The organism is Microcoleus sp. D2_18a_D3, assembly GCF_036702455.1.
Classification (GTDB): domain Bacteria; phylum Cyanobacteriota; class Cyanobacteriia; order Cyanobacteriales; family Microcoleaceae; genus Microcoleus.
The window spans coordinates 1-13,669 of record NZ_JAUBTK010000126.1 but is presented as its reverse complement, the minus strand read 5'-3'; the positions used below and the strand labels follow the sequence as shown (position 1 = coordinate 13,669).

Below are 13,669 nucleotides of genomic sequence, written 5' to 3'. Positions count from 1 at the left end.
GGTCAAGGATTCTGGTTTGCGGTTGGGCTATCCATCGCTCACGTTTCGAGGATTCTCAGTGCTCCTGTAATGCTCGTCGCAGTGATTTTGGTTGCCGGGTTTCTGTTTGTAGTAAAACCGAAAAACCCAACCTCTTACTTGTTGTCGATGCGTCGGATTAGTGGATTGGTGGTGATTGTCGGAACTATTGCTGCATTTTGGGATGCGGCGTGGCTATTGGCAAATGCGCCTTTAAGCGTAGGCTTTGGGTTCATCCCAGTGTGGCAGCTTGTCGTGATTGTGGGTGTGGCGGTGATGCTGCTTTTGTTCGTCACACTGCTGCGGAGGCTGACCCGATGAAAAGCGCGATCGCTCTTTTGATTGTGGGTATCGGGTGCAGCGGGTTCAGTTTGTTCGGGTACTTCGACAAGCACGTTAGCTACTGCAATGGAGCTACAAATCCCTGTACGCCTGTTGTGGTAACGGGTTCCCAGTATCCCAAGAATGCTAAGTTTGTGAAGCTGCATCCAGGCTGGGGATTGCTGCGTACTGCATCCGGCGTAATTGGTGCGATGAGCTTTGGCGCGGGTTATTTTGCATCGGGTGCAGCATCGGTGAGGCAGAGAAAGAACGAGGAAGAGGCTGCGATATTTGAGGCACGGCAGAAGCAATTAGAGGCAACTACAAGTGACATTTTGGATGAGGAAGAAATCCAGAAAACAGCGATTGCCGCTGATTTGAGAGTGAAGGACTTCAAGCGCGAACTCTACGACGGCTACAACACACTTTATTTAGAGAAGAATCCCGAACTGTTGGAAGCTTTAACCGCTGCCACTCCCCAATCTTTACCCGCATCTTTCCCCAACCCAATAGAATCAAAGTCCGAAGAACTTGAAAATGCGGAACTCCTATCAAACACAGCCTCCGCCCAAAATAACAATCAATTATTGGGTGTAGAACTGCCAGTAACTCCCAAATTAGGCGTGAAATTCTTTGATTGGAAGCAGTTTAGGGACACTCCTGAGATGTTTCCTCACATTAGAGGAGTTGCAGCTACCAGATGCGGAAAAACCACGCTCTTTGATTGGCTGATGGATGTGATGCCATCCCAAAAGCAGTCGGTAATTACGGTCAAACGGTGGCCGCATCAATGGATTGGCTTGGATGTAATAGGAGTGCCTGAAGATTACAAAGCTATCCGCTCCTCTTTGGAAGCATTGCAAAGTGAAAGAGTGCGGCGTACAGCATTAATGGCAAAGGGGATTGATTCACCCATTTGGAATGTAGCTGTTGATGAATGGAAAGCAATTTCGCGTAATGTGAGAGCGATTGTCAATCGCCAAACCAAACAGATTATTTCTCTGGGTGCCAAGCAAATTATGGGTGAAATGATTACTTTAGCGAGGGAAACCAACATCCGCATCTTTGCTTTAGCGCAGGGCAGACAAGTTGTAACTTGGGGATTGGAGGGTGAAAGCGATTTAGCTGAGTGTTTCTGTAGCATTTACATGGGCAAGTTTGCAGTAGAAGAATGTGAATCCTACCGAAACAAATTCCCCAAAGATTCGGAGCAATACGCCAAGTACCAACAAGTGCGGGATTACTTGGAATCGTTGGGCAATCGGGCTGCATGGATTAGCTGCGAATTGGGTGAATTCCCCGCTGTTGTACCCGATTTGGGTCAGTGGAAACGAGAGGTTTTAAAAAAGCCAATTGAGCCAAGCACTGACACAAATAAACCCAATATGGAAGTTAGCCAAACAACCGAAGATGATGACCCACAACAACTTTGGGAATTAGCGAAACAGCGTCTTGAGGAGACTTTTCAGTCATCAAAAATTGCTGAAGCAGGCGAGCATTCAGAGCTGGATACGCAAGAACCTGATGTATCCGTACCGCAACCCCAACAGGGTGAGCCGATACCTCTAGAACCCTTGCCCGATAAAGAGTATCCGATTCGAGATGGTGCGTCTCTTGTATCCAGGTACTTCTCTGAAACAACGGAAGCGGCTCTTTTTGAGCAGGTATTAGCGTATCTGGATACGAGCCGCAATGCCTCTGATATAATTAAAACTGTCCTGAAATGCACTAAACCCGATAAGGATTCGCCGCGTTCGTATTCAAGCGTCGGCAAGCCCGTATTTATTTACTTGATTCGCAAATACGGAACGGCGGCCTTGATTGCACATTTTGCCGATTTCTTGGATAGGTAAAAACCTGAATAATCCTGGGTAAAAGTCAGACCCGAAAGATGAACTTTTAGAGAATTGCCACAAAGCTTTAGCAGCCGATGCTTAAGAAGGGAAATTGGAGTGATGTTAGCTGCTGCGGATACCTTAAGCCGAGGTAGTATTGGTTGTTTTAATTCGCAGGCAGTGACAGCATTTTGATGGGATAATTAGATTGTCGTTTAGTTTTGCAGCGGGCGACTCATCCCCCAATCTGGGGGTTTTCTATTTCGATGTTACTTGCTTGGTGTGCTAGTTGTGTGGTTTTCAAATACTACCCATCGAGTTATATTGTGAAGGTGCTGTTTTGATATTAGGCTATCAAATATGGAACTAACAAAGTACAGTTGGTGGGGTGAATCCAACGAACCGCCACCGCACCTGAAAACTAAAAAGCAATTGGGTGAATTGGGTTTATCGCCTCTGAAACCTTCAGGCGTTATCCCAACCCGAAAATACGATGTGTTCCTCTACGATTCGACTAACCCTGAATCCTGCCGACCCAAAAGAAAGCCATCTCCCAAGCAATTGGAAACTTTAGCAGTCAACCGTCTCAAAGCTAAAATCAAGCGGGATTACCGGGAATGGTATCGAGAAGTAGGTTTCATAGAACGAGATAGGGTGAATGCTGTTCTTTGGGCAAGAGAACAATTAAGCCAGAACGATTTGGTGATTCTAGATACTGAAACTACGGACCTATACGATGCTGAGATTGTAGAGATAGCCATTATCAATTATTGCGGTGAAATGTTGCTGAATACGCTCATCAAACCCACAGTTCCCATCCCCGCAGAAGCAGCCTATCTTCACGGCATTAGCGATGCAATGGTAGCCGATGCTCCGAGTTTCCCCGAAGTCTATCCCCGCATTGTTGAAGTCCTTAAATATAAACGAGTATTTCCTGTGTTTCTAACTGTATTTGTTTTATACAGTTAGGAGGAAGCCGTCCTATAAGGACGGGGCTTTAGACCCTATTTTGCCGTAAAATTGTAAATGCCGTCTGGTCGCCCCTATTTTATATTGTTAAATGAATCGCACGATTCCCGAACAAGAATCCCTCATCGTCGAGTTTAAAAGCGATCGCACTCGCCTGCCAGACAAAGACCTGATTGAAACCGTCGTCTGCCTTGCCAATACAGACGGTGGCTCCATTTACCTCGGCGTTGAAGATGACGGTCAAATAACAGGTTTGCACCCCCAACACCAAAACCTGTCCACCTTGGCAGCCATGATTGGCAACCGCACCAACCCCCCAGTCAGCGTGCGCGTTACAGCGTTGCTAGAAGCAGGTCAAACCATTGCCTGCATAGAAGTCCCCAAATCACCCCGCATCGTCGCCACGTCTGACGGACTCCTGCAACGCCGCCGCCTGCAAGTAGACGGAACACCCCAATGCGTCCCCTTTTATCCCTACGAATTTGCCACTCGCCAGTCAGACTTAGGCGTTCTCGATTACTCCTCATTACCCATCACCGGATCGTCTGTTGCCGACTTCGACCCCCTGGAACGCGAACGTCTGCGACAATTAATAGAGCGATATGGGGGCGATCGCACTCTGCTATCCTTAACCGATGAAGAACTCGACGGCGCTTTAGGGTTCGTGCGTTCTACCGATGGAATTCGCTTCCCCACCGTCGCCGGAATGCTGATTTTAGGACGAGAAAGCGCCCTCCGCGAACACTTACCCACCCACGAAGTCGCCTTTCAAGTCCTCGAAGGCACCCAAGTGCGAGTCAATGACTTTTACCGCACCCCCTTGCTAAAACTGTTTGAGCGAGTTATGGAACAGTTCGAGGTGCGCGTTGAAGAAGATGAAGTGCAAATCGGTTTATTTCGCGTCCCCGTTCCCAACTACGATCGCCGCGCCTTTCGCGAAGCCTCAGTCAATGCCCTCATCCACCGAGATTACACTAAATTGGGAGCCGTTCACATCCGCTGGGAAGATTACGGAATTACCATCAGCAACCCAGGAGGTTTTGTCGAAGGTGTCACCTTAGATAACCTGCTAGTCGTAGAACCCCGACCGAGAAACCCCTTTCTAGCCGATGCCATTAAACGCATCGGACTCGCCGAACGAACTGGGCGCGGTGTAGATTTAATCTATCAGGGGTTATTGCGCTACGGAAGATCCGCCCCTGATTATCGAGGCACAAACTCTCATTCAGTTGCCGTCAGACTGCCAGGGGGGGAAGCCGACTTAGGACTGTTGCGCGTAGTGATTGAAGAGGAAAATCGCCGTCAAAGCCCACTCCCCGTTGACTCTTTAATCGCTTTAGGACAATTGCGACAAGAGAGGCGGTTAGACACGGCTACTCTCGCCCGTGCCATTCAGCGAGATGAAGCGATCGCCCGCAGCGTGTTAGAACGATTAGTTGAAGCTGGTTTGGTAGAAGCGCGTGGCGTCAAAAAAGGACGCACCTACACCCTTAGCCCCTTAGTTTACCGAGAACTGGGACAATCCGCTGATTACGTTCGGCAAGCTGGCTTTGAACCCATTCAGCAAGAGCAAATGGTGCTTCAATATGTAAGGACTCACGGCAGAATTACCAGAAAAGAAGCTGTGGAACTTTGTCGTATCAGCGAAGACCAAGCTAGTCGCCTGCTGCGGAAGTTGACTGATGCCAACCAGTTGAAATTAGAGGGTCAAGGCCGCGCGTCATATTATGTTGTTTTCTCGCTATAAAACACGCGATGCGCCTTTTAAACACGCGCCGCGCCTTTTAAACACGCGCCGCGCCTTTTAAACACGCATCTATAGAGTCTGAAAACTCATGCTCCTCGACTGAGAAATTATGCAGACAGAGCTGCACAAAGATCTCTTTATCGCGGTGAAATCTTTACCCAGTGTTAACTTGTATTATAGTCCCGGTGGGAACTTGGCGACCTTTGACGATCCCTTTCTTCCACCAGCCCGCTCGGCCTGGTCATTCGATTTTAGATTTTGGATTTTGGATTGATTCCAGGGATAAATCCAGGGGCTTGTACCATCAAGAAATTATTGGTCAGAACTTACAAAGCTTTGCGTGAAAGCCCCGCGCGTTTACGCGCCCGGAGTGTCAAGCACAAAACAGTACAGAAGCGATCGGGTACAATACCTTTAATATAGGTACTGTGACCAGGCTAGTACCTATATTAAAAATACTTATATAATAGACCTAAGCGACTCAATGGCTATTACAGTCGTGCTTTTAATCAATGAAATCTTTTGAACAGACCTTTTTAACCCAGCAACCGATTACCCAAAAACTGCTCCAGACGATTCGCTTAATTGGGGAGTACAAAGGCAAGCAGGAATTATACAAGCAACAAGCGCCACAAGTGCTGGAAACTTTGCGGCAAACTGCGATTATTCAAAGTACCGAATCTTCGCTACTTGGGGTAACTCTGGTATGGTAAGGACTGCGCGAGTTCCGCTCAATTGCTAATTTTAGTAATTTAGCTTTTAGTCATTTTATAAAATTAGCTTTATAGCTTTATAGCTTTATAGTCACTTTATACACTAAAATAGTAAAATTAGCTTTTTAGTAATTTAGATATTGACTAATTTCGTTTTTTAGAGGACTCTATATATAGAAAACCCCATCCCATGTCCCTAAAGCCATGATCGCAGTCGCCATCGCGTCCCTGTCCGGGGGGCAGGGCAAGACAACCGCATCTCTATTCCTGAGCCGCCTCCTAGCCAGCCGGGGCTATCCCACACTGGCTATCGACGCCGACCCCCAACACAACCTGACCACCTACCTGGGGCTAGAACTGCAACCCAACCAGCCCACCTTGCTGGAAGTTCTCAAAAAATCCGTACCCATCGAAGACGGCATCTATCCAGTCGAAGGTAGCGACAACTTGTTTCTAATTCCCTCCGACGACGGACTAGACGCCGCCGCCGACTACCTATCCAGCAGCGGTGTCGGCGCTACCCTATTGCTGCGCCGCCTCGAACCAGTTGCCGAAGCCTTCAAATTTTGTATCATTGACGCTCCCCCGCAGCGCTCGCAGATTTGCTTAACCGCAATCGGTGCCGCCGACACCGTAATCGTACCCGCCGAAGCTTCCGTCAAAGGCTACGGTTCCCTAGTGCGGACACTCGACTTGCTCAACTCCATGAGAGATGTAAAAGCAACCAACGCTACCGTACTAGGAGTGCTGCCCTTCCGCGACCGCTGGATTGGCAACACTCAAACCCTAGAAAGCCGCCTAGCCGTAGAAGGAATGAAAGACGAAGTTGAAAACGAATTAATTCTCCCTTCAATCCGAGAATCCGAACAGTACAAAAAAGCCATTAACAAACGCCAAACCCTCAGCGAATTAGGACATCCCGACTTAGAATATCCCTTTGAAATACTGCTCGCCAAAATCGAGTCTCTTTTACAACAAAAAGTACAATGAGTGACAGCATCCTCGACCAAATTCGCTCCAACCGCAAGCGAACAATTGTTCCCAACCGAGAAGATACTTTAATCGCCCCTAAACAGGAGAGCGAACAAATAGCTCAACAGTTAACTCCGGCGAACGCAACTTCGCCTAACGAAGCTTCAAGCGAAATCCTGGCGAACGAAACTTCGGCTAACGAAACTTCAACGAACGCAACTTCAAACGAAACCACTAATCCCAATTCAACATTAGAAGAGTTAAAAGCAGAACTCGCGAAACTTCCGCCAACTCGTCGCCATTCTGCCGTTGTTTTAGATGCAGAAATAGATGCTAACTTGACAAGATTTTGCAAAGAAAAAGGAGTGACCGTAGAAGTATTTTTAGAAGCTGCCTGGCTGCAAGCAGAAGCTTCATCCGAGCTGATGGAAAAAATCTTAGTAGAAGCCAAGTGCCGCTACGATTCCAGAAAACTTGCTGGGAAGTTGAGGCGGCTGATTACAATGCTATCTGGGCGCTGATAGGGAGATGCTACTGCCATTAAACAGTTAACAGTTGATAGTTGATAGTTGATAGTTGATAGTTGATAGTTGTCCACACTGTTAAAAGAACGAGTAGAAAGGCACGCAATCAAAAAGGCCATGAGTGGTTTAATTACTGCGATGAAATAACGGACATTTCTCGCAAGTTATTTAACACGGCGCTGAAGTTTGAGGATTTGTGCGAAGTGAGGATTGTCCCCAAAACGGGATGTTATGTTGTTGAAGTAGTTTACTCTGAACCTGACAACAGCCAATTCTTCTGTAGCTTAAACCCAGAATTAGCGGAGGCTATTGATAAAGGAACTATAAGTTTCATCAGAGTCCTAGATGTCAGTCTTGTCCACCTTTTATAGTGCGTCAGCACTTAACGGGAGAGAACGTGCGCGACCTGAACTGGTCATTTGGAACGGGACACCAAGTCCCCTGGAGATTTTCACCTCCAGCCCTCATAGAAAGGACTCTAGTAGTCTGGCTACTCCCAAAGTAAGTAATGAAATGGGAGGAATGCAAGCCCTAAAAGAAGCCGAAGCTGCTAGGGATTAAGCGGTTAGGAGCAAGAGGGAAAAGGTGGAAAGGATGAACAAGGTCTAAGCTGCTGATTAAACTGCGTTATTCCCGAAACAGCCAAATTATCCCTGACAGGCTGTAACCAAAATGGTAAGTAGGTGGCTCCGTAATTACGTTCTTTACGGAGCGTGAAAACAAAACCCCTACCGCAGGAGAGGCAGCCATCCTAACCAGCCTGAAAACTCCAAACGACACAACAGGGTAAACCCTACAGAGTCTCAGAGATAGGTCGAATCAATGAGTAGGTCTGAGGCAACAAAGACGGAAATCTCTGGAGGGCAGAAGATGAGAGAAAAAGCGAACGCCTCTGGTAATGCGGGGGATAGGGGTTCAAAATTTGCCCCTGACCGAAAGGAAAAGCAGACTTCTCTTAGGTCTTATACGGATGAACCAATGACAGAAGAACCAAACGGAGATAGAAGTTAGATGTCAAGCGCAAGCCTGATAAATGGAGTCAATGGACAACTTACGGACTGGTCACAGGTTAACTGGAAGCAAGCCCGAAAAGTTGTTAGGAACCTACGTCAAAGAATCTTCCGTGCCAGAAAACTTGGGCAGTTTAAGCAACTTCGTAGGTTGCAAAAGCTGTTAATCAAAAGCCACGCCAACCTATTGCTCAGTGTCAGACAAATCACACAAGTCAATGACGGAAAGCATACAGCAGGGGTAGATAAGGAGGTTTTAAATACCCCCAGCCAGCGCGTGAAACTTGTCAACGAGTGGAAAATGCCTCAAGCAAAACCCACACGGAGGGTGTACATACCCAAAGCTAATGGCAAGAAACGTCCTCTCGGAATCCCGACCGTGAGAGATAGAGTCGCACAAGCAATAGTTAAAAACTCACTAGAACCCGAATGGGAAGCAGTGTTTGAAGAACATTCCTATGGATTCAGACCTGGTAGAAGTTGCCACGATGCCATCGACCAGTGCTTCAAAAAGTGGGTACACGGGCATACCTGGGTTCTAGACGCTGATATCAAAGGCTTTTTCGACAACATTGCCCATCAATCCATTCTGTCCATGATAGAAACCTTTCCAAAAAGAGAAACTATCAAAGAATGGTTAAAAGCAGGGTTTACCGATAGTGGTGTCCATAACCCTACCGAGACAGGCACTCCTCAAGGTGGTGTGATAAGTCCGTTATTAGCCAATATCGGATTGCACGGGTTAGAACAATTCATTAAGCAATTCAACCCAAAGCTAGGCATCATCAGATATGCAGATGATTTCATCGTCACTGCAAAGGATAAACAATCCTTGGAACAAGTGCTTACCCCGATCAAGCAATGGTTATCCTCAAGAGGTCTAGAAATCAGCATTGAGAAGACATCATTGGTTCATATTGATGACGGATTTAACTTCTTGGGGTTCAATCTACGCCAATACAAAGGCAAATTATTAATAAAACCCCAGAAAGAAAAGGTACTAGCTTTCTGTAAAAAGGTAAAGGCAACTTTATCTAATATGAAAGCTCATACTCAAGAAGACGTTATCAAGGAGTTGAATCCGCTTCTCAGGGGTTTTGCTAACTACTACAGAGGAGCGGTTAGCAAAGAAACCTTCTCATACATAGAAAACCGTGTATGGCACTACCTCTGGTGTTGGGCTTCGCGTCGGCATCCCAACAAATCAGCAAAATGGGTTCAGAAGCGTTATTACGCAAGCTACCGAGGGAGAAATGGGACTTTCATGTGCAAAGGGACTGGTAGAAAGGGTAAGGAGAAATCCTATATCTTTTATAACATCAGTAGCACACCCATAGTCAGGCATATCAAAGTCAAAGGAAATTCCAGCCCTGATGACCCCTCACTCCGAGAATACTGGCAAAAACGAGCCACTGACTACGGGAAGAAATATTGGGCAAAAGGCAGTAAATATGAAGCCATAGCCAAACTCCAAAATTGGAGATGTCCTGTATGTGGTGACAGCCTCTTTAACGGAGAATCAATAGAAACCCATCACATAATACCTGTGGCTGAAGGTGGAACTGACGACTCAGAAAACCTAAAGCACTTACACAAAGCGTGCCATAAACAGGTACACAGTAAGACCAAGTTCACTGGCTTGAAATAAGGCTTGAGCCGTGTGATTGGCAACAGTCATGCACGGTTCTTAGGGGAGGGAAGAGGGGCGACTCTCAACCCTTACCCGCTCACAAAGCGCTAAAATTCCAAATGCTGCACGGCCCGCCGCTTAGTTTCCTCCCCGCGCCTGTCATATTTTGCCGTAGTTACCGGAGAAGCATGACCCGCCAACTTTTGCACCGTCACAATATCCACCCCAGCATCGAGGAGGTCCGAGCAAAACGTGCGCCGGAAATCGTGGGGACTAAAAGACTCCACCCCAGCGAGAAACGCCCGCCGCTGCACAATCTTCAACACACCATCCTCCGTCATCCGCCGCCGCTGAATTTCTCCTCCCTTCCGAATCGGGTACAACAGAGGCCCAGTCGCCTCTCCCCTCAACTCCAGCCACTCGGACACTAAAACGCAAGCAGACTCCGGGAGATAAACCGTCCTGTCTTTCTTGCCCTTACCCTCCCGGACGAACAGCGCTCCCGTGGATAGGTTGAAATCTCGCCTCAACAGATTAACCGCTTCAGAGCGACGGATGCCACCCCCACGCAAGATAGCAATCAGCGCCTTATCCCTAACATCAATAGGAGTCTTACCAGAGCAACTTTGCATCAATGCAGCAATCTCACAGAGCGTTAGCGCCCGCCCCCTAACTTTTCCCGATTGCTTGATACTCCTGACATCCACCGCTTTACTGTAATCTATTGGGTCGATTAAATCCAACCGCAGAGCTTCCTTTAACACCCGCCGTAGGGCGCACAGCATTTGGTTCACCGTCGCGGGGGCGTACTTTTTCTCAAGGACCGAGCGCAGAGCCGCCGTATGTTTGTAGCGCAATGCCGCCCAATTCAATGTCATTGCGTCGCACTCCCCACCTGTCAGCATCCGGGCCATGATATTGAGCCCTTCTCTCATGGTTGCCTTTGACCGCTCGCTACCCAAACTGTCGATGTACACGGAGGCCGGGTGCTGAGTCAGGGGTACCGGACAGGGCAGATTCAAGGTTTCGGGCTGTTGCTCTCCAAGTAAGTTGAGCATTTACTCTTTCAAAGTGCTATTATAAATACTAAATTTTACGCCTTTAACGGCGCAAAATATCGATCAATTTGGCTCCTCTCTCGGAGAGCCCTCACCGTCTGGGAACGGACTCGTGTGTTTGCGAGGTGGCCACGACCGGTTAGTCGTAAGGAAGGCTAAAGGATCGACGTCTAGAGAGTCAGCGAAGCATCAACTAGCTTGTTTTCATAAGCGTGTAACAGACTTGCGTCAAGATTACTTGCACAAATTAGACAATATATGGGGCTGGACTTTATATGATTAGGTGCGCTCGCACCTAATCCCTTCAACTTATCGCCCCTAAAAGAGGTATAACCCGATGATTTATTTGCCAATTACAATCGCCCAGATAAAAGAGCGTTCGCCCTTGCAAAAAAAAGAGCGAACGATCGCCTTTCCATGCAATCTATGTTATGTTCGAGAGTAAATATAAAAGAGTTCGCGCTTTGATTATTTACCCTTGACAAACTTAATTATCCCCAAAAAATATGCACAATGCCAACTGAAGACGAGCGGTCAACATCGCCTAATGAACCCACAAAACCCGCTCAGAAAAACGATCCGTTTGCTTTCTCTTCAGAGTTAAGGTTAAATATAACAGAAGGAGTCGAGTTCATTACCGAGCGACTTATCTTAGGACAAAATATAACCCTCGATTTATTTGGCGGTAAAACATCTCAGATTCCCGAAGCGATTAACGTTGACTTGATAGCTGAGTCAGGAATTAAAACATCAATTGCTGAACTGTTACCAAAACTACCTAGACAGAGTATAGACCAAATTATCGCCAGTAACCCCCAGGCATATTTCCTTGAATATGCAGCACCCGTACTAAAACTAGGAGGTCGTATTTATATCAATGCCACGAAAAGAAATCCTTTCGGCAAACTCCCAAATGCCGAAACCCTAGAGCAACTCGGATTAATAGTTGTGCAAGAAAACGCGCCACTAGACACCAGATTTACCAATCAAAAATTTTCCAGGGAAACTCCCAGAAATGATGGCACTTTAGAAATTCCGTTATCCAGCTTAAAAACTACTATTTTGGAAAAAATCAAATGACTATAATTAGCAATCATTTTGACCTACTCTATTTTACAAATTGTAACTTCGATCCACCTTTAATTCGCGATTCAAAAATCATCATTCCCACCCGTCAACTAGGCTTACTACCAAGTCATCCACTTAATCCCCAAAATGAAATAATTTTCCTGTCAAAATCTTACCTGATTTTCGATGGAGTGAAAACATCGGTACGACAGTTAACCGGATATGTAGAAGAAAATCCTGGAACTAATCATTTCAAACCTCTCGAAGAAAACTCTAGAACAGTCATTGATGATGATTTTCCCGATCTTGGTAAAACTGTAAGTTTATTTGGACTAGAAGGTGCTTTTGAAGATCCGTTAGAATGGGTTGATTGGGAAATTGAAAGTACATCATTTTATCTTATGGAACATCCATCAGATGACTGGGAATTTACAGAGTTGTGGATAGATACAACTAATTTTCCTCTAAAAGTTATGCTATTGGTTAGAGACAAGCAGGGAATTAGCTGTGTTTACGATCCATCTCAAAATTATCAACTAATATTTTTAACTTTCACTTATGAAGAGGCGAAGTTATGGCTAGAAAAACAATATAAACTTGTGCCACAGCGTTTTTCCAAAGAGGTATGTGTATAATAGACATCTCCTAAAAAGATTCTGGAAGCCTTCCCCTATCTGGATCAAAACCTAATTTTGGGAGATATCTATTGGTCATAATAACTGAATAATATACTTCCAAGACCTGCACAAAAGGCGCTCATGTTTATAGAAAACTTGGTGGTTCTCAGAACTTTAAATGCCCTGAATGTGGTTATGAAATACCACGATATTTTAAGGGAGCTTTTGGAATTTTTCTCAAGGCAATGTGGGATACTACCTTTACCAACTCAATTGGTGATGTTGTACTAGACATTCAGGATATCCATAATGTCGGAAGATGTCTCGGTTAAAAGTATCAGGTGACTCAGTTGACAGTAAGTTACAACGGGAGCATCCCGATTTTGTAAATTTCCCACTAAATGATATAATTTTACATTTTTTAAACCAACGGCTTCCCCAAAAACTGCTATGGAAGCAACTACTAATTTTTTCTATGATTTAAGCGCTGTCTTCAGCAAAAACCACGTACAATAAAGTAAATTGTTCTGGAGCCTTATGATGAATCCTGAAGAGCGCGAACGGTTAAAAGCCTGTCATGATGAAATCGCCCAAATTTTATACCGAAACAGCCCCCCGGAATCTTTAGAGGACTTAGAGAGCATTGAACAGCACCTTAGACAACAATGGTTAGAGGTCATGGGACCCGATATTGCTTTTTTTTTATCAAAGCAGCAACCGGGACAGAAAAAGGACGAGAAAGGACCATAAATAGCTGTATCGGACCACTAAAAATTACCGAAGACCAAGCGAAAAAATTAAAGGTGAAAAAATCGACAAGGCTCTCTCCATTATTGGAAAAAGGCTCTTTGAGAATGGCGGCGGTTTTGTCTTTTGAAAAAGCGGCAATTGAAGTGGGAGTTCAGACGGGTATTAAGATAGGTCATTCAGCTTTACACAGGTTAGTAACCCAGAAAGAGTGGAGCGAACCAATCGCAGAATTATCAATAAAAGAAACTAGCGTTGATGGAGGTAAAGTTCGTGTTAGAGGTCAACAGGGAGAAGGGTCTCAATGGCTTGATTATAAAGCCGTCAGGCTTCATTCCAGTTTTTATGCTGCATATTTTCAAGTTGTAGTTTAGACTAACCAAAGATGAGAACGGTGGCAAAAGAAGAACTAGAGCCACCGCGCCAGGAGAGAATGAGGG

Annotated in this window: 13 protein-coding genes and 1 pseudogene; 13 read left to right on the top strand and 1 reads right to left on the bottom strand. The window is 45.9% G+C overall.

Annotated features, from left to right (window positions below; translation table 11 throughout):
- From QUB06_RS32235 to ltrA, 8 genes are all read left to right on the top strand, one after another.
- A partial coding sequence (locus QUB06_RS32235) for a hypothetical protein (protein WP_333438746.1) occupies positions 1-339 on the top strand: 339 nt, incomplete at its 5' end.
- The gene (locus tag QUB06_RS32230; protein WP_333438745.1) at positions 261-2,192 is read left to right on the top strand and encodes a hypothetical protein; all 1,932 of its coding nucleotides are present in this window, start codon (positions 261-263) and stop codon (positions 2,190-2,192) included. The genes QUB06_RS32235 and QUB06_RS32230, both read left to right, overlap by 79 nt.
- Positions 2,193-2,534: 342 nt before the next feature.
- Entirely contained in the window at positions 2,535-3,143 is a 609-nt protein-coding gene (locus tag QUB06_RS32225) for a 3'-5' exonuclease (RefSeq protein WP_333438744.1), read from the top strand.
- Between the two features lie 91 nt (positions 3,144-3,234).
- On the top strand, positions 3,235-4,890 hold the full coding sequence (locus QUB06_RS32220) for an RNA-binding domain-containing protein (RefSeq protein ID WP_333438743.1): 1,656 nt from the start codon (positions 3,235-3,237) through the stop codon (positions 4,888-4,890).
- Positions 4,891-5,402: 512 nt separating this feature from the next.
- Positions 5,403-5,603: a hypothetical protein gene (locus QUB06_RS32215; RefSeq protein WP_333438742.1), complete on the top strand. Its 201-nt coding sequence runs from the start codon at positions 5,403-5,405 to the stop codon at positions 5,601-5,603.
- A gap of 204 nt (positions 5,604-5,807) precedes the next feature.
- Positions 5,808-6,593, top strand: coding sequence for a ParA family protein (locus QUB06_RS32210; protein WP_106331468.1), 786 nt, complete (start codon positions 5,808-5,810; stop codon positions 6,591-6,593).
- Positions 6,590-7,096: a hypothetical protein gene (locus QUB06_RS32205; RefSeq protein WP_333438741.1), complete on the top strand. Its 507-nt coding sequence runs from the start codon at positions 6,590-6,592 to the stop codon at positions 7,094-7,096. The genes QUB06_RS32210 and QUB06_RS32205 overlap by 4 nt, the downstream gene beginning before the upstream one ends.
- Before the next feature lie 1,014 nt (positions 7,097-8,110).
- Positions 8,111-9,757, top strand: a complete 1,647-nt coding sequence (gene ltrA, locus QUB06_RS32200; protein ID WP_333438740.1) for a group II intron reverse transcriptase/maturase — start codon at positions 8,111-8,113, stop codon at positions 9,755-9,757.
- Between the two features lie 89 nt (positions 9,758-9,846).
- On the opposite strand, the gene QUB06_RS32195 is transcribed toward ltrA, so the two are convergent.
- Complete coding sequence (locus QUB06_RS32195; protein ID WP_333438739.1) at positions 9,847-10,797, bottom strand: tyrosine-type recombinase/integrase; 951 nt, start codon at positions 10,795-10,797, stop codon at positions 9,847-9,849.
- A 513-nt stretch (positions 10,798-11,310) separates the two neighbouring features.
- Between QUB06_RS32195 and QUB06_RS32190 the strand changes: the two genes are divergently transcribed.
- The 5 genes and pseudogenes from QUB06_RS32190 to QUB06_RS32175 all read left to right on the top strand — a co-directional run bounded on the left by QUB06_RS32190 (position 11,311) and on the right by QUB06_RS32175 (position 13,603).
- On the top strand, positions 11,311-11,877 hold the full coding sequence (locus QUB06_RS32190; RefSeq protein ID WP_333438738.1) for a hypothetical protein: 567 nt from the start codon (positions 11,311-11,313) through the stop codon (positions 11,875-11,877).
- On the top strand, positions 11,874-12,500 hold the full coding sequence (locus tag QUB06_RS32185; RefSeq protein ID WP_333438737.1) for a hypothetical protein: 627 nt from the start codon (positions 11,874-11,876) through the stop codon (positions 12,498-12,500). Before QUB06_RS32190 ends, QUB06_RS32185 begins: the two co-directional genes overlap by 4 nt.
- 104 nt (positions 12,501-12,604) lie before the next feature.
- Positions 12,605-12,814, top strand: a pseudogene (locus tag QUB06_RS34835) (RNA-guided endonuclease InsQ/TnpB family protein); the annotation flags it as partial.
- A gap of 205 nt (positions 12,815-13,019) precedes the next feature.
- Positions 13,020-13,232: a hypothetical protein gene (locus QUB06_RS32180; protein WP_333438736.1), complete on the top strand. Its 213-nt coding sequence runs from the start codon at positions 13,020-13,022 to the stop codon at positions 13,230-13,232.
- A gap of 53 nt (positions 13,233-13,285) precedes the next feature.
- Complete coding sequence (locus tag QUB06_RS32175) at positions 13,286-13,603, top strand: hypothetical protein (RefSeq protein ID WP_333438735.1); 318 nt, start codon at positions 13,286-13,288, stop codon at positions 13,601-13,603.
- Positions 13,604-13,669: the final 66 nt, after the last annotated feature.

Excerpts from the sequence above, each read along its gene's own strand:
- QUB06_RS32225 (WP_333438744.1), top strand. The coding sequence starts at position 2,535 with ATGGAACTAACAAAGTACAGTTGGTGGGGTGAATCCAACGAACCGCCA.
- QUB06_RS32220 (WP_333438743.1), top strand. The coding sequence starts at position 3,235 with ATGAATCGCACGATTCCCGAACAAGAATCCCTCATCGTCGAGTTTAAA.
- QUB06_RS32215 (WP_333438742.1), top strand. The coding sequence starts at position 5,403 with ATGAAATCTTTTGAACAGACCTTTTTAACCCAGCAACCGATTACCCAA.
- QUB06_RS32210 (WP_106331468.1), top strand. The coding sequence starts at position 5,808 with ATGATCGCAGTCGCCATCGCGTCCCTGTCCGGGGGGCAGGGCAAGACA.
- QUB06_RS32205 (WP_333438741.1), top strand. The coding sequence starts at position 6,590 with ATGAGTGACAGCATCCTCGACCAAATTCGCTCCAACCGCAAGCGAACA.
- ltrA (WP_333438740.1), top strand. The coding sequence starts at position 8,111 with ATGTCAAGCGCAAGCCTGATAAATGGAGTCAATGGACAACTTACGGAC.
- QUB06_RS32195 (WP_333438739.1), bottom strand. The coding sequence starts at position 10,797 with ATGCTCAACTTACTTGGAGAGCAACAGCCCGAAACCTTGAATCTGCCC.
- QUB06_RS32190 (WP_333438738.1), top strand. The coding sequence starts at position 11,311 with ATGCCAACTGAAGACGAGCGGTCAACATCGCCTAATGAACCCACAAAA.
- QUB06_RS32185 (WP_333438737.1), top strand. The coding sequence starts at position 11,874 with ATGACTATAATTAGCAATCATTTTGACCTACTCTATTTTACAAATTGT.
- QUB06_RS32180 (WP_333438736.1), top strand. The coding sequence starts at position 13,020 with ATGATGAATCCTGAAGAGCGCGAACGGTTAAAAGCCTGTCATGATGAA.